This window comes from Ruminiclostridium hungatei, assembly GCF_002051585.1.
Taxonomy (GTDB): domain Bacteria; phylum Bacillota; class Clostridia; order Acetivibrionales; family DSM-1351; genus Ruminiclostridium; species Ruminiclostridium hungatei.
Genome location: NZ_MZGX01000008.1, coordinates 83,916 through 107,509, shown reverse-complemented (window position 1 = coordinate 107,509; position 23,594 = coordinate 83,916). Strand labels below are relative to the sequence as shown.

General features: G+C 44.5%; 22 protein-coding genes. 20 read left to right on the top strand and 2 right to left on the bottom strand.

What is annotated here, in order from left to right; all coding sequences use genetic code 11:
- Nucleotides 1–42 precede the first annotated feature (42 nt).
- Nucleotides 43–978: a magnesium transporter CorA family protein gene (locus tag CLHUN_RS07610; RefSeq protein ID WP_080063987.1), complete on the top strand. Its 936-nt coding sequence runs from the start codon at nt 43–45 to the stop codon at nt 976–978.
- A gap of 103 nt (nt 979–1,081) precedes the next feature.
- On the opposite strand, the gene CLHUN_RS07605 is transcribed toward CLHUN_RS07610, so the two are convergent.
- The gene (locus tag CLHUN_RS07605; RefSeq protein ID WP_080063986.1) at nt 1,082–1,306 is read right to left on the bottom strand and encodes a hypothetical protein; all 225 of its coding nucleotides are present in this window, start codon (nt 1,304–1,306) and stop codon (nt 1,082–1,084) included.
- Nucleotides 1,307–1,481: 175 nt separating this feature from the next.
- Between CLHUN_RS07605 and CLHUN_RS07600 the strand changes: the two genes are divergently transcribed.
- From CLHUN_RS07600 to CLHUN_RS07585, 4 genes are read left to right on the top strand one after another with little or no spacing between them, the layout of a single operon-like run.
- Nucleotides 1,482–2,948, top strand: a complete 1,467-nt coding sequence (locus CLHUN_RS07600; RefSeq protein ID WP_080063985.1) for an NAD(P)/FAD-dependent oxidoreductase — start codon at nt 1,482–1,484, stop codon at nt 2,946–2,948.
- A gap of 23 nt (nt 2,949–2,971) precedes the next feature.
- Nucleotides 2,972–4,261: an NAD(P)/FAD-dependent oxidoreductase gene (locus CLHUN_RS07595; RefSeq protein WP_080063984.1), complete on the top strand. Its 1,290-nt coding sequence runs from the start codon at nt 2,972–2,974 to the stop codon at nt 4,259–4,261.
- Nucleotides 4,251–4,622, top strand: a complete 372-nt coding sequence (locus tag CLHUN_RS07590) for a DUF1667 domain-containing protein (protein ID WP_080063983.1) — start codon at nt 4,251–4,253, stop codon at nt 4,620–4,622. Before CLHUN_RS07595 ends, CLHUN_RS07590 begins: the two co-directional genes overlap by 11 nt.
- A 32-nt stretch (nt 4,623–4,654) precedes the next feature.
- On the top strand, nt 4,655–4,849 hold the full coding sequence (locus CLHUN_RS07585; RefSeq protein ID WP_242656468.1) for a uracil-DNA glycosylase: 195 nt from the start codon (nt 4,655–4,657) through the stop codon (nt 4,847–4,849).
- Between the two features lie 15 nt (nt 4,850–4,864).
- Here the strand turns inward: CLHUN_RS07585 and CLHUN_RS07580 are convergent, their stop codons facing one another.
- Nucleotides 4,865–5,476, bottom strand: coding sequence for a hypothetical protein (locus CLHUN_RS07580; protein ID WP_080063982.1), 612 nt, complete (start codon nt 5,474–5,476; stop codon nt 4,865–4,867).
- Between the two features lie 303 nt (nt 5,477–5,779).
- Here CLHUN_RS07580 and CLHUN_RS07575 point away from each other — a divergent pair, with 303 nt between their 5' ends.
- From CLHUN_RS07575 to CLHUN_RS07505, 15 genes are all read left to right on the top strand, one after another.
- Complete coding sequence (locus CLHUN_RS07575) at nt 5,780–9,262, top strand: DNA polymerase III subunit alpha (protein ID WP_080063981.1); 3,483 nt, start codon at nt 5,780–5,782, stop codon at nt 9,260–9,262.
- A 58-nt stretch (nt 9,263–9,320) separates the two neighbouring features.
- Nucleotides 9,321–9,554: a trp RNA-binding attenuation protein MtrB gene (gene mtrB / locus CLHUN_RS07570; RefSeq protein WP_004625468.1), complete on the top strand. Its 234-nt coding sequence runs from the start codon at nt 9,321–9,323 to the stop codon at nt 9,552–9,554.
- Nucleotides 9,555–9,574: 20 nt separating this feature from the next.
- Complete coding sequence (locus CLHUN_RS07565; protein WP_080063980.1) at nt 9,575–9,778, top strand: LAGLIDADG family homing endonuclease; 204 nt, start codon at nt 9,575–9,577, stop codon at nt 9,776–9,778.
- 161 nt (nt 9,779–9,939) lie between these two features.
- A complete protein-coding gene (locus CLHUN_RS07560) occupies nt 9,940–10,377 on the top strand; it encodes an acyl-CoA thioesterase (protein WP_080063979.1) in 438 nt (145 codons plus the stop codon).
- Nucleotides 10,378–10,510: 133 nt separating this feature from the next.
- Nucleotides 10,511–11,071: a CDP-diacylglycerol--glycerol-3-phosphate 3-phosphatidyltransferase gene (gene pgsA, locus CLHUN_RS07555; RefSeq protein WP_080063978.1), complete on the top strand. Its 561-nt coding sequence runs from the start codon at nt 10,511–10,513 to the stop codon at nt 11,069–11,071.
- Between the two features lie 212 nt (nt 11,072–11,283).
- Nucleotides 11,284–12,168, top strand: a complete 885-nt coding sequence (locus CLHUN_RS07550; RefSeq protein WP_080063977.1) for a DUF5685 family protein — start codon at nt 11,284–11,286, stop codon at nt 12,166–12,168.
- On the top strand, nt 12,152–12,793 hold the full coding sequence (locus CLHUN_RS07545; RefSeq protein WP_080064070.1) for a J domain-containing protein: 642 nt from the start codon (nt 12,152–12,154) through the stop codon (nt 12,791–12,793). The genes CLHUN_RS07550 and CLHUN_RS07545 overlap by 17 nt, the downstream gene beginning before the upstream one ends.
- A gap of 44 nt (nt 12,794–12,837) precedes the next feature.
- Nucleotides 12,838–13,359 (top strand): hypothetical protein, encoded by a 522-nt coding sequence (locus CLHUN_RS07540; protein ID WP_080063976.1) that lies wholly within the window; start codon nt 12,838–12,840, stop codon nt 13,357–13,359.
- Between the two features lie 195 nt (nt 13,360–13,554).
- Nucleotides 13,555–13,845: a hypothetical protein gene (locus CLHUN_RS07535; protein ID WP_080063975.1), complete on the top strand. Its 291-nt coding sequence runs from the start codon at nt 13,555–13,557 to the stop codon at nt 13,843–13,845.
- Nucleotides 13,846–14,097: 252 nt separating this feature from the next.
- Nucleotides 14,098–14,646 (top strand): helix-turn-helix domain-containing protein, encoded by a 549-nt coding sequence (locus tag CLHUN_RS07530; protein ID WP_080063974.1) that lies wholly within the window; start codon nt 14,098–14,100, stop codon nt 14,644–14,646.
- Nucleotides 14,647–14,712: 66 nt separating this feature from the next.
- Nucleotides 14,713–16,392 carry an AMP-binding protein gene (locus CLHUN_RS07525; RefSeq protein ID WP_080063973.1) on the top strand — a complete coding sequence of 560 codons (1,680 nt, stop codon included), beginning with the start codon at nt 14,713–14,715 and terminating at the stop codon, nt 16,390–16,392.
- A 50-nt stretch (nt 16,393–16,442) separates the two neighbouring features.
- On the top strand, nt 16,443–18,821 hold the full coding sequence (locus tag CLHUN_RS07520; RefSeq protein WP_080063972.1) for an endonuclease MutS2: 2,379 nt from the start codon (nt 16,443–16,445) through the stop codon (nt 18,819–18,821).
- A gap of 234 nt (nt 18,822–19,055) precedes the next feature.
- Nucleotides 19,056–20,873 carry a translational GTPase TypA gene (gene typA / locus CLHUN_RS07515; RefSeq protein WP_080063971.1) on the top strand — a complete coding sequence of 606 codons (1,818 nt, stop codon included), beginning with the start codon at nt 19,056–19,058 and terminating at the stop codon, nt 20,871–20,873.
- Between the two features lie 418 nt (nt 20,874–21,291).
- Complete coding sequence (gene mltG / locus CLHUN_RS07510) at nt 21,292–22,572, top strand: endolytic transglycosylase MltG (RefSeq protein ID WP_080063970.1); 1,281 nt, start codon at nt 21,292–21,294, stop codon at nt 22,570–22,572.
- Between the two features lie 166 nt (nt 22,573–22,738).
- On the top strand, nt 22,739–23,377 hold the full coding sequence (locus CLHUN_RS07505) for an O-methyltransferase (RefSeq protein WP_080063969.1): 639 nt from the start codon (nt 22,739–22,741) through the stop codon (nt 23,375–23,377).
- The last annotated feature ends 217 nt before the right edge of the window (nt 23,378–23,594 follow it).

Below are 23,594 nucleotides of genomic sequence, written 5' to 3'. Positions count from 1 at the left end.
TTGACCCTTATAAATGAATAAATTTTTAAGAGGGTGAGAGATATGCTTGATATTTTTAAGACTGTAAATAATGAAATCCTACGAGCAAATTCCTTTGAGGAAGGTTCATGGGTAAACCTGGTCAACCCCACAGAGGAAGAGATCAATAATGTAAACGGCGCATTAGGTGTGGAGATGGACTTTTTAAGGGCCGCACTGGATGAAGAAGAAAGAGCCCGTATCGAGAGTGACAGCGGACAAACCCTTATAATCGTGGACATTCCCATAGTGGATAAGGAAGCCAAGATGAATGTCTATACCACCATTCCGCTTGCGATTATTCTCATAAAGCACATAATCATTACAGTATGCTTAAAGGAAGATACCATTTTAAGCGACTTTATCAACAACAAGGTAAAGTCCTTTCTGACCCAGTATAAAACCAGGTTTGTGCTGCAAATACTCTATAAAAATGCCACCAGGTATCTTCAGTACCTCAAGCACATTGACAAGACCAGCAGCAGGATTGAACAGGAGGTTTACAAGTCCATGAAGAACAAGGAGGTAATCCAGATGCTTAAGCTGGAGAAGAGCCTTGTGTACTTTTCAACCGCCCTGAAGTCCAATGAGGTAGTACTTGAAAAGCTTATGAAATACGAGCATATAAAGAATTATCCGGAGGATACCGAGCTGCTTGAGGACGTTATTATTGAAAACAAGCAGGCTATCGAGATGGCCAACATATACAGCAGCATCTTGTCGGGAACCATGGATGCGTTTACTTCGGTCATATCAAACAATTTGAATATTGTAATGAAGTTCCTGACTTCCGTGACCATTGTAATGGCAATTCCGACCATGATTTCCAGTTTCTTTGGGATGAATCTCATAGACCTTCCCTTTGAAAACAATCCGCTGGGTTTCTGGATTATATTGGCGATTTCCCTTATAACCTGTTCGGCTGTGGGTTATACCCTGTATAAGAAGAAACTATTCTGACGGATTATTCCAGGGCTGTGGAAGGTATGATAATGAAAAGAAAGAACAAAAAATGTATACTTTCAAAAACAACAAAAAAAGTGCCTCCCAAAGGGGCACTTTTCTATCGTTCTATTAAATTTCCTGCGCCGTCATAAAAGCTTTCATCTGTTTGCCGCAATATGCCTTGACTGTCGTAAAACTCTTCATCAGCCTGCCTCAAAATACCCATAGAGTCAAAATAATCATCACCGGGATCTCGTAAAATTCCTTCACTATCAAAGTAATTTTCGCCGGGATTTCTTAAAATACCTTGACCATCATAGTATTTTTCTTTAAGGGAATACAAAATTCATCACTCTTTCTGGAGAATTATTGAGTTTATTATAGCACAGATGAACGCCCGCGGGAAAGGTATTTTTCCTATTTAATTACTGAAATTACCAAAAGGCTTGATTACAACTGCGGTTGTGCTATAATCAAATAAAAGTTTTAGCAGGATAAAGTGCACTTTTGGAGGTAGTATGGCAGTAAATGTTGATAATACATTTGATATAGTAATTATTGGAGCAGGAGCCGTCGGGTGTGCCGTTGCAAGGGAGCTTTCCAGATTTGACCTGAAGATCGCCGTACTTGAAAAGGAAAGCGATGTGGCAGCCGGCACCAGCGGCAGGAACAGCGCTGTTGTCCATGCGGGTTTCAACAACAAGCCCGGCAGCCTGATGGCCAGGCTGTGTGTGGAGGGCAACGAAGGCTTTGAACAGGTATGTGCCGAGCTGGACGTACCCTGCAAGAAGACAGGAAAGCTGATTGTTGCCTTTGATGAAACCGATTTTCCCGGTATAGACAAATTGATGGAGAACGGACGGAAAAATGGAGTAAAAGGTCTGGAATTTGTGGATGCCCAGGTTGTCAGAAGGCTGGAACCCCACGTGGGGGGCATTGGTGCCATGCTGTCGCCAAACACTGCCATAACCAGCCCTTTCATATATACTGTAGCCTTGGCTGAAAATGCATGTGAAAATGGCGTTAAATTTTTCTTTGAGACGCAGGTGAACGGCATAACCAGGCAGGATAAGCTGTTTCGGCTTACTGCCGGCAAAAGGCATTTTTACAGCAGATATGTGGTGAACAGTGCAGGGCTTTATTCCGACAGGATTGCCTCCCTGGCAGGAGAAAAGGGTTATAAGATTTATCCCTGCCGCGGAGAATATTTCATACTGGACAAGCGGACCAGCCAGTATCTCAGCATGCCTGTATATCCTGTTCCCAGACCGGGTATCGGCGGGCTGGGGGTGCATTTGACACCTACCGTAGACGGGAATATGCTCATAGGGCCAAGTGCGGAATACATAAAATCAAAAAGCGACTACAGTGCCACCTCAAGTGTAATGGAGCAATTGTTCAAGGAAGCAAAGGAATTGCTTCCGCCTCTTGAAATGAAACACATAATCAGAAGCTATACAGGAATAAGATCGAAGCTGGTGGGACCAAAAACCGGCGGCTTCGGAGACTTTATCATAGAAGAATCAAAAGCGGTTCCCGGTTTGGTGAACTTAATCGGCATAGAATCACCGGGCCTGACCTCCTCAGTGCCCATAGGCAGGATGGTCAGGGATATTATTTCAAACAAGGAGGACCTTGTTGCAAAAAGGGATTTCATTACTGGCAGAAAGGGCATAACGCCCTTCAGGGAGCTGGCTCTTGAGCAGAAGGAAAAACTTATAAAAGAGTTTCCCGAATACGGAGAAATCATATGCAGATGTGAAGGCATAACAAAAAAAGAGATAGTGGAAGCCATCAACAATCCGCTTGGAGTTACTACACTTGCGGGCATCAAGTACAGGGCACGGCCTATGATGGGCAGATGCCAGGGGGGCTATTGCCTTACAAGGATAGTTGATATTCTTAAGGAGCAAAAAGGGCTTGAGCCCCAGCAGGTTACTCTGAGAGGGAGCAATTCCAGGCTGTTTACCGGACGGGTAAAGTAAGGCTGCCCGGCTTAGGAGGTTATATGTTGATAAACAAGGATTTGATAATAATAGGTGCAGGCCCCGCCGGCCTGGCTGCCGCCATAGAGGCAGTAAAAAGGGGTATCAGGGATGTTCTTGTGCTGGAAAGGGAGCCGGTTGCAGGAGGTATCCTGAACCAGTGCATACATGACGGTTTTGGTTTGATCAGGTTCGATGAAGCCCTGACCGGTCCGGAGTATGCAAAGCGGTTCACGGATGAAGCCGCGGAAATGGGCATTGAAATTATTACAGACGTAATGGTACAGGAGATCAGCAGGGACAAGGAGGTAACCGCCATTAGTCCCGGAGGCATCACCATATACCGCGCAAAGGCTGTTATACTGGCCATGGGCTGCAGGGAAAGGACACGGGGCGCCATAGGTATTCCCGGTACGCGCCCCGCAGGTGTGTTTACTGCTGGAGTGGCGCAGAATCTGGTAAATATCAGAAATGTTATGATAGGCAGGAACATCGTAATTCTCGGCTCGGGGGATATAGGGCTTATTATGGCCAGAAGGCTTACTCTTGAAGGAGCCAATGTTCTTGCCGTCATAGAAAAACTTCCATATTCCAGCGGGCTGCAGAGAAACATAACCCAGTGCCTTGAGGATTACGGCATTCCCCTGCTGCTGAGCCACACAGTAACCAGGGTGGAAGGCAGGGAGAGGGTAACAGCGGTAACGGTTTCAAAGGTGGATGAGAAAGGAAATACACTCAGGGGTACTTCTGAGAAATATAAATGTGATACCCTGATACTTTCAGTGGGACTGATTCCCGAAAATGAAATAGCCTTGAACTCAGGAATGGATATGGACAATACCACCGGGGGAGCCAGGGTGGACGAAAAGCTGGAGACCAGCATACCAGGGGTTTTTGCCTGCGGAAACGTACTGCAGGTTCATGACCTGGCGGATCATGTGTCCTCCGAAGGGGAACTTGCGGCAGTATCGGCAGCGGACTACATAAAAAATTACTGCCACAAGGCCGGTGAGAGCAGTGATACCGGGGAGAACTGTTTGTGTTCCGGGAATGACCGGAAAATTCCGGTAACCGCCGGAAGCGGAATCCGGTATGTGCTGCCCCAGGCAATAAGGCCGGGACAGGCCATAACCTTTTCCATGAGAGTTACCGTACCGGGAAGAGAAAAGTCGGTGCTGTTCAAGTCAGGGGAAAAAGTTATCAAAAAAAGAAAATATACCGCCTTGAATCCCGCTGAAATGCTTCGAATAGAGCTGAGTTCAAAAGAACTAGAGAATATCTCCGGACTGGAGGTTTGCATAGATGGAAACTGATAGAGAAATAGTATGTATTGTATGTCCCAACGGCTGCAGAATGAAGGTTTATATTGATGACCGGAACAGGGTTGTACGGGTGGAAAATGCTCTGTGCAGAAATGGAGGCACCTATGCGAAAAAGGAGGTCCAGAGCCCGGAAAGAAGCCTTACTTCAACAGTAAAGGTAACAGGGGGCGCCCTTCCTCTGGTAAGCGTCAGGAGCAGCAAGCCCATACCCCGGGACAAAATACGGGAGGCTGCAGCTTTACTGCGGTCCTTACATATCCAGGCACCGGTGGACTTTCATCAGGTACTGCTTTCGGACATACTTGGCACAGGAGCTGATATCATTGCCACAAGGCAGGTTTTGAAGGCGTAAGGCAGTACAAATCAACCGCTATGCAGCAGAAAATGGATTTAAACATGACAGAGAAAGCAAATTGCCTGAACTGTAAACATTACTATATAACCTGGGAAAGAAATATGCCTTACGGCTGCAGGAGCTTCGGCTTTAAATCCCGCCGGATGCCGTCAATGGTGGTCCTGCAGTCCTCGGGAAAGGAATGCCAGGCCTTTGAAAAGAAGCAAAAGGACCAGCGCAGGTAGCCGGTTGTCTTTTTTTCAAGACACATTTGATAGTTCTTCTGAAGCAGGAGTTTCAAAAACACCATACAGCATATCATATATAACGCCGCATTTGCCCAGTTCGGCTGCTTTGGCCGCATACCTGCACCCGGCGTAGACCTCTTTGTCCACACAGGCGCAGATGTGGCAGGGAATGTGGCCTCCACAGCTTCCAAGCATTATACCTTCCAGTGCCTCCAGCTTTATGACACTGCTGTTTATATCAAAGGATAAAAAGTTCCTGTAATATTCTTTTGAAGGCAGGACCTCAAAATTCAGGCAGGTGGATTTGAAAAGCCAGGGAATCTGTTCTTCCTCCTCTATGAAGGAAGGGCCTGTCATGACGGTGGGATCGGGGATAATGCAGGGGACAAGAGAACTGCAGGCCTCGTACTGTCCGAAGGAGCACACATATTTTTTAATTGTACTGTCATAGTGCAGGTGCCTGCAAAAGGCGCAGGAACGGAAGGACTCGATTTTATGCCTGAAGTAAAGCCTGGAGCCGAAAATATTCATGTAGTAAAGCCTGTAAATCATATCCATTGAAATCAGACCGGTTTTTTTGAGAAATCTTACTAATGTATTCATTTTATTTTCCATATATTCCATAAATCTCACCTCCAGCACATTCTATCACAAATATTAATTTACTTCCTTTATTTCCCAATTATGCCCTGGCTGCCTGCTGTCACCTCCCGGCCAGCTTGCTTGTATGCCCTGAAATAACTGCGCTGAGGGCTTTTATCTTAAAAAGGCCGGTATATATGGTCGGAAAATAACATATATAAATGTTTAATGTACTTTTAAACCCTGTGAGGGATTTACTATGGTATAATTATATATATGAAAACAAGCCTGGAAGACGTGCTGCTTTAAAACGGGACTAATGAGGATTTGGAGAGAAGGATACATATGAAAGACTTTGTACACTTGCACGTACATACGGAATACAGCCTGCTGGACGGCTCAAACAGGATAAAGGATTTGATTCAGAGGGTAAAAGAGCTGGGCATGAGCAGTGTGGCAATAACAGACCACGGAGTAATGTATGGTGTGGTAGAATTCTATAAGGAAGCTCTGAAAAATGGAATAAAACCCATCCTGGGTTGTGAGATATATACGGCTAAGCGAAATATGCAGGATAAACAGCCCGGTCTGGACTCGGACTACGGACATCTTGTCCTGCTGGCAAAGAACAATACCGGCTACAAAAATCTCATGAAGCTGGTTTCCCTGGGCTTTACCGAAGGCTTTTACTACAAGCCCAGGGTGGACTACCAGACGCTTGAGAAGTATTCAGAGGGATTGATTGCTCTTAGTGCCTGCCTTTCGGGAGATATTCCTGCTGCAATCCTGAATAATGACCTTGAAAAGGCTGCTGAGCTGGCCAAAAGGCTCAATGGAATATTCGGACAGGACAATTTTTACCTGGAGCTGCAGCACAACGGCATAAGTGACCAGAACCTGGTTAACCAGCAGCTTATCAAGCTGTCCCGGGAGCTGGGAATACCGCTGGTGGCTACGAATGATGCCCATTTTCTCACCAGGGAGGCTGCCAGATCCCATGAAATATTATTGTGCATTCAGACTGGAAAAACCATAAATGATGATAACAGGATGAGGTTTGACACGGACGAGATTTATGTCAAATCCCCTGCCGAGATGTATGAAAATTTCCGGAATGTTGAGTCGGCACTGGAAAACACCTTGAAAATATCTGAAAGGTGCAATGTGGAGCTGGAGTTCGGAAAGCTGCACCTGCCAAGCTTCAAGGTGGAGGATGGCTATACCCCCGTTGAGTATCTGCGGGAAAAATGCTATTTGGGACTTGAGCAGAGATATGGTGCAGGCTGCAGTGAGGAAATAAGGCAGAGGCTGGAATATGAGCTCTCGGTTATCTCCACCATGGGTTATGTGGACTATTTTCTCATAGTTTGGGATTTTATCAGATACGCCAGGGAAAACGATATCATGGTAGGACCGGGAAGGGGCTCGGCGGCAGGCAGCCTGGTATCCTACTGCCTTGGAATAACAAGTATCGACCCGCTGAAATACAACCTGCTTTTTGAAAGGTTTCTGAACCCCGAGAGAATCAGCATGCCTGATATAGATATTGACTTCTGCTATGAAAGAAGGCAGGAGGTAATTGATTATGTTATCAGTAAGTACGGCAAGGATAAGGTCTCACAAATAATAACCTTCGGAACCATGGCTGCAAGAGCTGCCATAAGGGATGTGGGCAGAGCCTTGGACATACCTTACGGGGAAGTGGACAGCATAGCAAAAATGATTCCCTTCCAGATAGGCATGAATATTGACAAGGCACTGGAGCTGAATCCCGAGCTTAAAAAGAAGTATGAGCTTGAAGAGGAGGCCGGTCTTTTAATCGATACTGCCCGAAGCCTGGAGGGACTTCCCAGGCACGCGTCCACGCATGCCGCAGGTGTGGTTATTTCAAAGGAGCCTATCGTAGAGTATGTGCCCCTGCAGCTTAATGAAAACAATGTGACAACGCAGTTTACAATGGGGCTGCTGGAGGAACTGGGACTGCTCAAGATGGACTTTCTCGGCTTGAGAACCCTGACTGTCATCAGAGACACTGTAAACCTCATAGAGCAGGGACATAACATAAAAATCGATATAAACAGTATAAATTATGACGATTTACATGTATATAAAATGATTGGAGAGGGCAAGACTGTTGGTATATTCCAGCTTGAAAGCGGAGGGATGACCCAGTTCATGAAGGAACTGCAGCCAAATTCCCTTGAAGACATAATAGCAGGTATCTCACTCTACAGGCCGGGGCCTATGGACCAGATACCCAGATATATACGAAATAAGAATAATCCAAAGGAAATAAAGTATCATCACCCTCTTTTGGAAAACATATTGAATGTCACCTATGGCTGCATGGTGTATCAGGAACAGGTAATGCAGATAGTAAGGGAGCTGGGCGGCTATTCTTACGGCAGATCTGATCTTGTAAGGCGTGCCATGTCCAAAAAGAAGGTTTCGGTCATGGAACAGGAACGCAAAAACTTTATATACGGTATAACCGACGAGGAAGGGAATGAGGTGGTCAGGGGAGCCGTAAAGAACGGAGTAGACGAAAAGACGGCAGACAGGATATTTGATGAAATGATGGACTTTGCCAGTTACGCCTTCAACAAATCCCATGCGGCTGCATACGCGGTTGTAGCATATCAGACTGCCTGGCTGAAGTATTATTATCCCGTGGAATTCCTGGCAGCTTCCCTGAACAGCTTTTTGGGCAGCAGCGACAAGGTTTCCCAATATGTAAATGAATGCAAGGTGCTGAATATAAAGGTGCTGCCGCCGGATGTGAATGAAAGCAACGTAAAATTTACGGTTGTAAATCAAAAAATAAGATTTGGCCTGGCGGCAATAAAAAATGTCGGAGAAGGCGCAATCAGGTCAATGATTGCCGAAAGGACACAAAACGGCCTTTACTCCACCTTCCTGGATTTTTGCCAGAGGATAGAAGGCAGGGAAATCAACAAAAGGTGCATAGAGGGCCTTATTAAAAGCGGAGCCTTTGACTCCCTGAATATTTACAGATCCAAGCTCATGGCGGTATACGAGAGGTTTCTGGACGGTATAGCCCAGGCAAAAAAGAAAAGCATGGAAGGACAGCTCTCCATATTCGAGCTTATGCAGGAACCCCAGGAGTCCTTGCAGGAGGATTACCCCGACATAAAAGAGTACCCGCCCAACGTAATGCTTGCCATGGAAAAGGAAATGCTGGGTCTGTACGTTTCAGGGCATCCTCTGAGTGAGCATCAGGGCATATTGGACAAAAAGGTGACACTTTACAGCAAGGATATGTTCGTTGACAATAACGAGGACAGTTCCGGCGATATTGAGCTCGGGCTTAAAAAGCTGTCCGATTCCATGCGGGTGACGGTGGGAGGAATAATTGTATCAAAAAAGACCAAGACTACGAAAAATAACAATCTTATGGCTTTTGTGGGACTTGAAGACCTGTTCGGTACGATGGAGCTTATCGTTTTTCCTACTATCTACGAAAAATTTTCACAACTGCTGCAGCAGGAAAGCATAGTGCTGGTGAACGGCAGGCTGAGCCTGAAAGAGGACGAGCAGCCAAAAATAATATGTGAAGAGGTGCTTCCCATAAACAGCCTGGCGGAAAAAGGACTTTACATGTATTTTGAAAGAGAAATGACCAGAGAGGAAAGTACTGCATTGATTGCCCTGCTTAAATATTTCAGCGGTGCCACACCCACCTTTATAAGAAAAAAGGAGGAGGAAGGCTTCAAGAGACTTGACAGGCAGTATTGGACGGATATAAACAATGTTTTGCTGGAAGAACTGGAAACAAGGCTTGGAAAGGATAATATAAGTCTAAAATAACGTGCTTAATATTGATTTTTGGTGGAAAATAATATAATATAAATGTCGAGGTGGTTAAATGGACAATCTGGAAGATAAAATTTCCGGTGAGTACGTTGCTGTGAAAGCCGGAGAAAACGGAGTTACAATTATCGGGTTAACACGTGGAAGGGATACAAAATTTCATCATACCGAGAAGCTTGATAAGGGTGAATTGCTTTTAGCGCAATTTACCGAAAATACCTCTGCGATAAAAATAAGGGGCAAAGCCACCGTTTATTGCAGATATGGCACTATTCAATGCGGGGAATAACAATTTGAAAGGTAGTGTAGATGATAATGTGGACAGTGGTATATATGGCCCAAAGCAAAGAAGTAGCTAATCAGCTTCAGGAGCTTTTGTCCAATGAAGGTATTCTTGTAAAACTAAGGCCTATTAGCAAGAATCCTGAAAACAATGATAATTACTTCGAAGTACTTGTTCCAGAGGCAGAAGTTGAGGAAGCACATAGCGTTATTATAGAAACGGGTTATTGATAAAAATGTTAAAAAATAGCTCCGCGCTTATTAGCCCGGAGCTATTTCTACATATATCCTTATTTTTTGTCTTAAGCAGTTGGCGCGGAGAATAAATATAATTTTTTATTATACATGCAACAAATGATGTAATTTTACGTAAAATGAAAGGAATGAGAGAGTTGTTATACGTTGATATACCTTTGACAGTAAGGTATGCTGAAACAGACAGGATGGGAATAGTGCATCATTCAAATTATCCGGTCTGGTTTGAAGCTGGAAGGACAGAATTCATAAAGCAAAACGGCATATCCTATTCGGATATTGAAAAAAAGGGGATACTTCTGCCGCTGCTGGAACTGAAGTGCAGGTTTATAAGCTCCTCCACCTATGAGGATAAGATTATTGTAAGAACCAGTATAAAGAGTTATACAAAGACCCGGCTCAACTTCTATTACGAGGTTTTTAAGGAGTCAAACCTGGAAAATCCCATTACCACGGGTGAGACAGTGCATGTTTGGACAACTCCCAATCTGAAGCCGGTAAATTTGCAGAAATATGATGAAGAACTGTTCAATATCATTGCCAGAAATACAGGAACTGACATGGAGCAGTCCTGAGACTGCAAAATACAATAATTTTATGTAAAGAAAGAAATGCTTGTACTGATTTATTGTTCTATGATAAACTATGTTTGCTTGTTCTCTCAGTAAAATTCTGTCAGATTTTAAAAAGTAATCGGGTGGTGTGCAGGTGAAAAAAAATATTCCAAATTTATTAACTCTCATAAGGTTGATAGTTGTTCCGATTATGGGCTATTTCCTTTACTTTGAATATTATGTTCCGGCAATGATTCTTTTTGCATTTGGAGGCTTTACTGACGTACTGGACGGATATATAGCGAGAAAGTACAACTTGATAACAAAATGGGGAAAGTTTTTTGATCCGCTGGCAGACAAGTTAATGCAGATAACTGCTCTGGTTTTTTTGGTTTTGCATGACTTTATTCCAATTATAGTACTGGTTATAGTTATAATAAAGGAGGCGTTGATGCTGACCGGCGGCATTATGCTTTACAGAAAGGGAAAAACTGTCATCGGAGCAAACTGGTACGGCAAGCTGGCCACAGTTTTGTTTTACTTTGCAATACTGGCAACCATTGTGCTCAGCCTTGACAGCCTGAAAAATATGTATACCTCCATTGCCATTAACACGGCTCTCGGTTTGGCTGTGGCTTGTACATTGTTTGCCCTGGTCATGTATATTATGATTTATTACAGGTTTTCAAAGGATTACGGGAAGGGTAAGCAGTAATTCCTGAAATTTATAAGAGGACTGATAACATAAAAGATACATTTTTGGGGTATCTTTTTTTGTTACAAATAAAAAAATAAAGTTGCCTCTTTATTTTTTTAAAGTTTACCTTTAAAATATTAATAATTTGGTAACATTTTTGTGGTATTATATATTATGGCTGCTTAAAGCCATATTTTGCTGAATTGGAGCAGCTATTACAGGAGGACAAATTGTTCGGTTATATTATGCCGGAAAAGCCGGAACTTAAAATAAAAGAATTTGATATATACCGGGCCTATTATTGCGGAGTATGCAAGGCAATCGGCAATAGGCACGGACAATTGAAAAGAATGACACTGACGTATGATGCGGCTTTTCTTTCCCTGCTGCTGTGCTCACTGCTCAAAATCGAGACAAAACTGGTCAGGGAGCGGTGCATGGTTCATCCGCTCAAAAAATCCTTTGTCACGTACAATGAAATAATAGATTATTCTTCCGACATAAATATAATTTTGGCGTATAATAATATAAAGGATAAATGGGAGGATGACAGCTCCAAAGCTGCTTTGGCAGGCATGGCGGTTCTTGGCAGAGCGTATAGGAAGCTGGCGCTGGCATACCCAGAGAAATGTGCTATAATTGAGCAAAGGCTTGACGAGCTTGCCGTCCTTGAAAAGGAGCGGTGTGCATCCTTTGACCGGGCCGCAGAACCATTTGCAAAGCTGATGGAAGAGGTGCTTGACTACCAGAAGCTGGACAATGACACCAGGCAGGTTTTAAGATGGATGGGCTACAATATCGGGAAATGGATTTACCTCATTGACGCGTATGACGATCTGGAGGCAGACCTTAAAGCTTACGCCTACAACCCTTTTCTGCTGCATTTCAAATATGAAGCCGGAAGCGAAGCTGTCGAGGACTTTAAAAACCGTATCAAGTCCCAGGTGGAATTTACCTTGCTGTATTGTCTCAGGGAGGCTTCCAAGGCCTTTGAATTATTGAATGCAGGTGAAAATAAGAGTATTTTGGAAAATATATTATATATGGGTATGTTAAGCAAGACAGATAAAATTTTGTGCCGGAGGAGTTGTGGTAATTGTGAAAAATCCGTATGAGGTACTGGGAATAAAAGAAAATGCAACGGAAGATGAAATCAAGAAAGCATACAGAGAACAGGTCAAAAAATATCATCCTGACCAATATCAGGATAATCCTCTTTCCCAATTGGCCGAGGAAAAACTCAGAGAGGTAAACGAGGCTTACGAGTATCTCACAGGGAAAGGTCAGACAGCTAAAACCAGCAACGGCTGGAGCGGCAGGAGCAGCTATTCCGGCAGCCAGTCCACCGGTGCCGGAGGAGGTCCGGGAGGCGGAAATACCAGCTTCAGGCAGATAAGAATGTATATAAACAGCGGTAATATAGCCGCTGCCGAGCAAATGCTTGAAAGCATATCCGAAAAGAGTGCGGAATGGTTCTATCTGCGGGGACTGATTTTCATGAAAAAGGGCTGGTATAACGAAGCTGTAATGAATGTCCGGCAGGCCTGCAATATGGACCCGTCAAATTATGAATACAGGGATGCCCTGAACAGAATGAACAACAATAACAATATGTACCGGGGAAATGCCCAAAACAGGGGTTATGGAGCAGGGCCAAGCTTCTGCGACATGTGCATGTGCGCATGGTGTACCGATTCCATGTGTGAATGCTGCGGAGGAGACTTGATAGGCTGCTGCTAGAAGCCGGGCAAAATCAGGTTTATATTGCTGGAGGTTTTTATTGCATGAACAGTGGTCCAGGTTCAAGAGTTAAGAGAATAACATTAAGCGGTATATTACTGGCGTTTACGGTAATATGCGTGTTTTTGGCAGCGACGCTTCCCACCAGCAAGTTGTCTTTGTATGCCTTAAGCTCCTTGTTTATGGCGGTCATAATCATTGAGTTCGGGACGAAGGCAGGCTGGGCATTCTATATAGCCTCGGGCATATTGTCGGCACTGCTTGTTCCAAGGCTTGAAGTAATTCCTTTTATTGTGTTTTTCGGAGTATACGGGCTTATAAAGCTGTATGTTGAAAGGATACATAGCAGGGTTATAGAGTATATTTTAAAGCTTGCATATTTTAACGTCTGTCTGGTTCTGGGACTGATATTTCTTAAGGAAATCCTTCTGAACGGTACGATGCCCTCGGCTCCTGTGTACGCAATTGCTGCCTTGCTGGAGGTTGTGTTTATTCTGTATGATTATATATACACACTGTTCATACGTTTTTACGGAACCCAGTTGAAGCAAAAGCTTAAAATATAGCTTTAAGAACATAAATACCATAGGAAATAATTTGAAATCACACGCTTTGTATATTACAATAACTGTAAATATAAGGCGTTTTTATTTTTAACGGGGTGTGCCGATAAGTCAGCAACAAGGTTGATTCAAGCGCCGGATTTAAGTTTTGGCAGGCAGGCTGAAAGGTCATGCAGCGCATGAGCAGATGGAGGAAAAATGACACCAGCTCTCTCTTATTCTATTGCGGTATTTTTTATAATTCTCATAGCAGGCTGTGCAGTGAACCTGCTCATACAGCACTATATCTTTCAATTGCTCGGCATTGCCTTCTTTTTTACATACATAATTGTCAATTCAGCCATATTTGTGGAAAATACACCGGCGGTAACCTTCAAGGACTTGTTTTACCGTTCGCTTCCTTCGCTTTTCGGCATTTCGGCATGTCTCATAAGTATGACACTGGGCTTTTGGGTTTTCCCGGCCATAAGGAACAGGGTGAGGGATTGATCCGGGGACGGTAAAATAATTTTGCGGCGGCAGCAGAGCTTGTGCTATAATAAAAATGTTTGTCAATGGAATAAGGTTGAAAGAAAACCATTTTCAACCCTTTGAATTATGTCCGCAGAGCGGACAGGGGGATAAAATATGAAATAATTCCTGCAAACTTTAAAATAGTGCAGGCTTTTTTTATGGCCGCAGTTGAGCCCGATTACAAATGAATCGTGTCTATTGTAAACTGTGCCGGATATGGAGGCTAATATGAATGAAAAAGTTAAGGATATAGCAGTCAGAATTAAGGGCCTGAGACTTCTGGAAGGATTAACACCGGGGGAAGTGGCCAGGGCTGCGGGACTTAAAATAGATGAGTACATTCGGTATGAGGATGCGCTGGATGATATTCCGGTCAGTATTTTATATGAACTGGCGGACTTTTACAAGGTGGATATGACTGAAATATTGACAGGAACCTCACCAAAGCTTCATGATATTTCTTTTGTAAAGAAAGGTGAAGGCCTTAAGGTTGAAAGGTATGACCAATACGGTTTTGAAAGCCTGGCACATAAATATTCCGGCAGAAAGATAGAGCCGATGTTTGTGGTGCTTGATCCCCGCAGCAGTCCCGGTCTGGTTTCACACAAGGGACAGGAATTCAACTATTGCCTGGAGGGCAGAATGCGGGTTGTGGTCGGTAAAGAGACCTTTGACCTGGAGCCGGGAGATTCCTTGTACTATAATTCCACCATTCCGCATAAAATGACAGCTCTGGACGGGAAGGAAGCAAAGTTCCTGACCGTAATCCTGCTGTAGGATATATAGCAGGACAGGTGCCGTCTGTATACGGGCGTATTATGTTATTAAGGGGAGGACAAGCTTATGAGTCTTGATTCAAGATATCTTGACAGAGTTGTATTTGATTCATATGAAGATTTCAGCAGGAATTTCAAATTGAAGGTTCCTGATAATTTTAATTTTGCCTATGATATAATCGATGAATATGCCGCAATGGAGCCTGACAGGCCGGCGTTGGTGTGGTGTGACGATAACGGCCGGGAAAGCTTTTTTACCTTCGGGGATTTGAAATTCTGGTCGGACAAGACTGCCAATTACCTAAAAGCCAGGGGAATAAGCAAGGGCGACAAGGTGATGTTCATACTCAGAAGGAGATATGAATTTTACTTTTTTGCTTTTGCAGCCATGAAAATAGGTGCAATTTTTATTCCCTCCACAAACCAGCTTATGAAGAAGGATATAGTTTACAGAAATAATGCGGCAGAAGTCAAGGCTGTTGTGGCATATAACGACAGTGAAATAATACGGCATGTTGAAAGTGCCGCCGGGGAATCTCCCACAGTAAAAACCTACATTATGGTGGGCGGCGGCAGAGAAAGCTGGCTGGATTACGACAGTGAGATAAAGGATGCCGGCCACGTATGGTCAAGGCCCCAGGGAGTATTGAACACGTATAACAGGGATCTGATGATTATATACTTTACTTCGGGAACCACCAGTATGCCCAAAATGGCAATGCATGATTTTACATATCCGCTTGGACATATTGTGACGGCCAGGTATTGGCAGAGGGTGCAGGACAAGGGTCTTCACCTGACAGTAGCCGATTCGGGCTGGGCAAAGTTTGCATGGGGAAAGCTCTTTGGACAGTGGATTTGCGGAGCGGTACAGTTCCTGTACGATATGGACCGGTTCGATCCCTGCCGGCTTCTTGAAAAGATTGAGAAATACGGTATAAGGACTTTCTGTGCACCGCCAACCATATACCGGTTTATGCTGCAAAATGACATAACCCGTTATGACCTGTCGTCGCTGGTTCATTGTTCAACGGCAGGAGAACCTCTGAATCCTGAGATTTTCAACAGGTTCAAGCGTTTGACAGGACTTGAGATACTCAATGGCTTCGGGCAGACTGAGACCACTGTCATTGTAGCCAATTATGAATGGGTAAAAGTGGACCCGGGTGCCATGGGCCTGCCAAATCCTGCCTACAGCATTGATGTGGTGGATGAAAGCAATAAATCCTGTCCGGTGGGAGAAGAGGGCGAGCTGGTTATTAAAGGTGTGGATTCAGCCAGGCCCGCAGGGCTGTTCTGCGGCTACTACAAGGACCCTGAGGCGACTGCAAGGGTTTGGCATGATGACACCTACCATACCGGAGATGTTGTTTACAGGGACGAGCATGGCTTTCTGTGGTTCGTGGGCAGGAATGACGACGTTATAAAGGCCTCGGGATACAGGATAAGCCCGTTTGAAGTGGAAAGCGCCGTGATCGAGCATCCCGCGGTGGTGGAATGCGCCGTGACCGGAGCTCCGGATGCAATAAGAGGAACCGTGGTCAAGGCAACGGTTATTCTGGCAAAGGGCCATGAACCCACTGAAGAATTAAAGAAAGAAATACAGGAATATGTTAAAAATAATACTGCGCCGTATAAATATCCAAGAATAATTGAGTTTGTTGATGAATTGCCGAAAACAATCAGTGGAAAAATAAAAAGAGCGCAGCTAAGACATGATGATCACAGGAAATTTGAGTCCACATAATGAAGAACAAGGCCTGATTTCCTTTTGAGGAAAGGTTAAGCGGTTGACTTATGAATGAAAAAACCTTAAGAGTACTGGAATATGAAAAAATTATAGATAAATTGAAAGGTCTGACTGCCTCGGAGCTGGGCAGGGAACTTGTGGCGGAACTGGCGCCACAGACGGATTTCAACACCGTTGAAAAGCTGCTGGCGGAAACCAATGACGGGGTGGGCTGTATTTTAAGGCGCGGTTCGCCTCCGCTGGGCGGAATAAATGACATCAGGCCCGGTTTGAAAAGGCTTGAGCTGGGTGGAATACTGAATCCCGGAGAGCTGCTTAAAATCGGAGGAGTGTTGAGGGCTGCCAGAAGATTAAAAGGTTATGTAAATGACAAGCTTGACGACGGCAGGGAAAATGCCGTTTATGAATTAATAGCCTGTCTTGAGTCAAACCAGAGGCTGGAACAGAAAATAGACCTTTGCATTATCAGTGAAGAGGAAATAGCGGACAACGCAAGTCCTGCGTTAAATACCATCAGGCGGCAGATAAAGGACCAGCAGGCCTCTATAAAGGACAGGCTGAATGACCTTATCCGCTCGTCCAAATATCAGAAATATATACAGGAAGCTGTTGTGACCATGAGAGGGGACAGATATGTCATTCCCGTAAAACAGGAACACAAGAGCGACATTCCCGGCCTGGTGCATGACTCTTCCTCCAGCGGAGCCACCCTGTTCATTGAACCTCTGGCGGTGGTGGAGGCCAACAATTCCATAAAACAACTGAGAATAAAGGAACAGGCGGAAATTGAACGCATCCTGGCCGAGCTGTCCCAGGAGGCATCACTCATACTGCCGCAGTTGAACGCAAACATGAGTATTATGGCAAGGCTGGACTTTATTTTTGCCAAGGCGAGACTTGCGGCCGACCTGAATTGTGTATGTCCAAGAATAAACCAGGAGGGAAGAATCCTTATCAAGAAGGGGAGGCATCCTTTGCTGGCCCCGGACAAGGTAGTGCCCATCGACTTCTGGATCGGAGACAGGTTCAGGTCGCTGATTGTTACCGGCCCAAATACGGGAGGAAAGACAGTTTCCCTTAAAACTGTGGGGCTTTTTACCCTTATGATGCAGAGCGGACTTCTGGTGCCTGCTAATGATGGCACCGAGATGAGCATATTTGAAAAGGTATATGCGGATATTGGAGACGAGCAGAGCATAGAACAAAGCTTGAGTACCTTTTCCTCACATATGAAAAATATTGTGGAGATTCTTAAAAACGTAAACGGAAGAGCCCTGGTGATGTTTGATGAACTGGGGGCGGGAACGGACCCCACAGAAGGAGCGGCGCTGGCAATGTCCATACTGGAATGCCTGCACCAGATGGGGGCCACCACTCTGGCTACAACTCATTATGCCGAACTGAAGGTTTACGCCATATCCACCGAAGGTGTTGAAAATGCCTCCTGTGAATTTGATGTTGAAACCCTGCAGCCCACCTACAAGCTTTTAATCGGAGTACCTGGAAAGAGCAATGCCTTTGCAATTTCAAAGCGGCTGGGACTTACCGAGGACATCATAGAGCGGTCAAAGGAATTCCTGTCCCAGGAGGACATCAGATTTGAGGATATTCTCCTGAGCATAGAGAGGAACCGCAGTGAGGCCGAGAAGGAAAAAATGAGGGCCGAGAGCTACCGGCTTGAAGCCGAGCGCTTGAAAAAGGGTCTTGAGGAGCAGAAAGACCGGCTGGAGGCACAGAAGGAAAGTGAGCTTCGGAAGGCCAGGGAAGAGGCCCGGCGTATACTGGTGGATTCCAAGAGGCAGGCTGAAGAGCTCGTGGCTGAGATGAAGAGGCTGGCAAAGGAACAGGAGGAGGCCGAGGTGAGAAGGCAGACCGAGGAACTGCGCCAGAAGCTCAATAAGAGCATAAGCAGCCTTGAGGATTCCCTGGTGGAAGCTATAATGCCAAAGCAGGGCCTGGTCAAGCCTCCCAAGAATCTGAAGCCCGGTGACACGGTGCTTATTGTGAACCTGAACCAGAAGGGGACTGTTTTATCGGTGCCTGACAAAAATGGTGAATGCCAGGTACAGGCAGGGATTATTAAAATCAATGTTCACATATCCAACCTTAAGCTTGTAAATGAACAAAGCCAGCAAATGCAAAGAACCGGTATGGGAAGGATAGGTGTGTCAAAAGCCCGCAGCATGTCCACGGAAATCGATCTGAGAGGCATGCTTCTGGATGAGGCCATTACAGTTGTTGACAAATACCTTGACGATGCCAGTATTGCCGGATTGGGCGAGGTTACGCTGATACACGGCAAGGGTACGGGTGCGCTGCGGGCCGGTCTTCAGCAGCACCTGAAGCATAACCCGCATATAAAAAGCTTCAGGTTGGGCAAGCTTGGAGAAGGAGAAAGTGGAGTTACCGTAGTGGAAATAAAATAACAGGTTGTTAATTTGCTGTATAAAAGACCTCTACTAATGACAAAATCCGTTAAATATGCATGGTTGACATTTTGCGCCGGGTAAATTAGAATTAGTAGGGGTTTTTTTATATTATCCGGGTTTATTGTCCGGAAAACGCCTGAAAGGTAATAATACTGAATATTTTTAAATATTTGACGGATATTTATTGATATAAATATATAGCTTTACATTTGTTTATGAAGGAGAATTTTTGTGGATATCAGACAGGATATAAGAAATATTGCAATAATAGCACACGTTGACCATGGAAAAACCACACTTGTGGATGCCATGCTCAGACAAAGCGGTATTTTCAGAGAAAATGAGGCTGTGGCCGAGAGGGTTATGGATTCCAACGATCTGGAAAAGGAAAGAGGAATAACCATTCTTGCAAAAAATACAGCCGTAAATTATAACGGTATAAAAATCAACATAGTAGATACTCCCGGTCACGCAGATTTTGGCGGCGAGGTTGAACGTGTACTCAAGATGGTGGACGGAGTGCTTCTGCTGGTTGATGCCTTTGAAGGTTCAATGCCCCAGACCAGATTCGTTCTGAAAAAAGCGTTGTCACTGAACCTGAAGCCTATAGTTGTTGTAAACAAGATAGACAGGCCCGAAGCAAGGCCGGATGAAGTGGTGGATGAAATTATTGAGCTCTTTATAGAACTGGGAGCCGATGACGACCAGTTGGAATTTCCCGTGGTATTTGCCTCATCCAGGGAAGGCTTTGCAGTATGCGACCTGGGCGGAGAAAGAATAGATTTGAAACCATTGTTCAATATGATAATTGAAAAGGTGCCTGCACCCAAGGGTGATTTGTCGGGTACCCTGCAGCTTCTGGTCTCCAATATAGACTATGATGAATACGTGGGAAGAATCGCCATAGGAAGAGTTGAAAGAGGCTCCGTAAAGCTCGGACAGCAGGCTATAATATGCAAGAAGGAAGGCCACGTAATCAATGCCAAGATTACGAAACTATATTGTTATGAAGGCTTGAAGCGTATTGAGGCCAATGAGGCTAAAGTCGGAGATATAGTTGCTGTTTCTGGTGTGGGAGACGTAACCATCGGAGATACAATCTGTGAAGTGGGTATGCCTGATCCGCTGCCTTTTGTGGCAATAGACGAGCCTACCCTGTCAATGACCTTCAGCGTAAACAACAGTCCTTTTGCCGGAAGAGAAGGTACCTTTGTCACTTCCAGGCACTTGAGGGACAGACTGTTCAAGGAACTGGAAACCAACGTAAGCTTGAGGGTTGAAGAAACTGAGACCGCCGATGCCTTCAATGTTTCGGGCAGAGGAGAGCTTCACCTTTCAATATTGATAGAAACCATGAGAAGACAGGGCTACGAGTTCCAGGTCTCAAAGCCCCAGGTTATATACAAGGAAGCAGACGGAGTTCTGCTGGAACCTGTCGAGTACCTGATGATTGATGTTCCAGAGGAATATATGGGTGTGGTAATGGAGAAACTGGGCACCAGAAAATCCGAAATGGTCAATATGACATCTGCCAACCAGGGCTATATGAGGCTGGAGTTTAAAATACCTGCCAGAGGCCTTATAGGCTACAGGTCGGAGCTGCTGACCGATACCAAGGGAAATGGAATAATGAATCACGTATTCCACAGCTATGAGCCCTTCAAGGGTGACATCGCAACCAGGCAAAGAGGCTCGCTGGTAGCCTGGGAAGATGGAGAGGCGGTAACTTACGGTCTCTACAACGCACAGGAAAGAGGCACTCTTTTTATAACTCCCGGCACGAAAGTATATCAGGGAATGATAGTTGGAGAAAATGCCAGATATGACGACCTGGTGGTAAATGTCTGCAAGAAGAAGCATGTTACAAACATGAGAGCCTCGGGTTCGGACGAAGCCTTGCGGCTCACTCCTCCCACAAACTTAAGCCTTGAACAGGCAATTGAATTTATTGCCGACGACGAGCTGGTTGAAATGACACCAAAAAATATACGTTTGAGGAAAAAGATACTGAACAGTGAAATGAGAGCAAAAGACAGAAGCAAAAAATAATTCTGTTAAAAAAAATTACCGTTGCAGAGCTCCCAGCCTTGCAGCGGTTATTTTGCATAAAGCAGACTTTTTCACGGAAAGGCAGGTATAATTTCCTGAGAACCACTAGTGGTCTGTAACATCTAAAACGTATATTGCCAGCGTGGAAAATTTTTGCAGGGTAAGGCGGAGGACGAAGGCAATACTGTATGTATTGGCAAGAACGACAACGAAATCCTGCGCAGAATTTAACCGTCGGCAATATGTGACTTTTAGGTGTTACAGACCACTAGTTATAGACAAATGCCTGAAAAAATATTATAGTATTTATTGTGGATGTGCCTTATGCAGGTACATTATGAAAATATATTTTGAAATTGTTTACGTGTATTGTTAAAGTGCACTATGTTTTTGATTTATAGAATGGAGCCGCATATTGATGAGTAGAAAATTGAAAGTTGCCGCACTTGGTATAATAGCCGTTATAATAGGAATATTCCTGTCAGTGCCTAATATCATGAATTATGTAAGAACCATACTTAAGGGGTATGAAGCTCAATACGGGGCTTTGAATGCTTTTCTTACCATTCTGGGACTTGTTCTGGTGTTTTTCGGTATCTTCATTATCAGTGCCGGACTTAAGAAGCTGGCTTTCATTTTGACCAGTCTGGCTGTGTTTTTGTTTGTTTTTTCGGTTGGGGCCATATACTCCTACAGCAGTACTGTAGAGTCCTCCAAAGATAATGTTGTCAAGGAAGCCTTAAGGATTTCCGCTACTTCCGAGGGCGCCATTGCCGTAGAAATACCCATGGGTTCGGATACTAATGACATAGCCGGAATACTTGGGGATGAAGAGATTATAAACAAGCCTCAGATATTTAAGATAGTATCAAAGCTGAACGGTTACGACGGCAGGTATCAGGCCGGGACCCACATTTTGAAAAAGGGACTTGAACTGGATACCATTATGAATATTCTCATAAGCAAGCCTGAAAGCGTCAAGATAACTATTCCCGAAGGGCTTACCTACAAGCAGATTGTGAAAACCTTTGTGAAAAAGGGCCTGGCAATTGAAGACAGATTTGATTCCGCCATGAAGTATGAAAAGTATGATTATGATTTTGTAAAGCAGATAAAGAATTTCAATGACAGGGAATTTATGCTGGAAGGCTACCTGTTCCCCGATACATATGAGTTTGCAATGAATGCCAGTGAAAAAACCATCGTGTCGGTCATGCTTCAGAACTTTAACAACAAATTGACCAAGGAGTATTACGATAGAGCCAAGGAGCTTGGCATGTCAATGGATGAGATTATAACCCTGGCATCAATCATAGAAAGAGAGGCCAACACCAGCAACGACAGAAGACTGGTTTCAGCAGTATTCCACAAGCGCTTGAAAAGCAAGGATACCACCCTCAGGAAGCTGCAGTCCTGTGCCACCATCCAGTATGTTTTCCTGAATACTGAAGGAAAGGTACATGAAAAGCTCACATATGAGGATACTACTATAAACAGTCCATACAATACTTATATTCACCCGGGCTTGCCGCCGGGGCCCATCTGCTCTCCGGGTATGGATTCCATAAATGCGGCGTTGTATCCCGATGAAGACACGGATTATATGTTCTTTATCGCAAAGGGTGACGGAACGACCAAGTTTACCAAGACCTACGCTGAACATTTAAAGGCCATGAAGGAATACGGCCTGGCGAAATAAAAAACTGGGGTGGCATAAAGCCACCCCAATTTTTGAGTATATGCATCTGGTTCCCTGTCAAAATGCACGCATCAAGGGGATTCAGGGAGCAACAACACCAAAAGGTAACAGCGCAGTGCTGAGTTAAATAGCAGTTAAAAAAATTAAAAATTCAGGGATATTTACCATGATAAATTACGAATATATAAATGAATACATCCGGTCTACCATAAAGCCAAACACCGGACTGCCGGCACAGCTTGAGGAGTATGCGGCCCAGAACCATGTTCCTATTATCCAGCCGGAGGTGGCTGCACTTATGAAGGTGCTTGGAAACCTGCACAGGCCGTTGAGAATTCTTGAGGTGGGAACGGCAATAGGCTATTCTGCCATACTTTTCTCGGGGTTTTTAAAACCCGGGGGCAAAATAGACACAATTGAAAGAAATGAGCAGATGCTGGAGCTGGCAAGGAAAAATATAAAGACCGCAGGCCTTCAGGATACCATCAATGTCATAGCAGGAGATGCCCTTGAGGTATTGGAGTGTCTGGACAAGCAGTATGACATGATTTTCCTGGACGCTGCCAAGGGGCAGTACAGTGAATTTCTGGAGCAAAGCAAGAGGATGCTTGTTGAAGGAGGCCTGCTGGTGTCGGATAATGTGCTTTACAAGGGCATGATTGCAACCGATGAATTGGTGGTAAGGCGGAAAAAGACCATAGTTACCCGCATGAGAAGCTTCCTTAAAGAGCTTTGCAGGGATGAGAGCTTTGAAACCAGCATTATTCCCATTGGTGACGGGGTGGCACTGAGCTACAGGAAATAGAAGGTGTGGAATAGAAGGGTGGATTTTTTTAAGTCGTGCCTTAAAAACCAATCAGCGCAGCAGGTTAGTATAGGCAGCAAGAAAAATTAAGGATTGGAATAAAAAGTCGGAAAATCTTCGAAAGGCTTAAAAAACAAAAGACTTAAAACAAAAGGCCAAACATGGATTGACCAAAAATATGAAAATGAAAAATTAGTATTAATACTTAAATAATGCT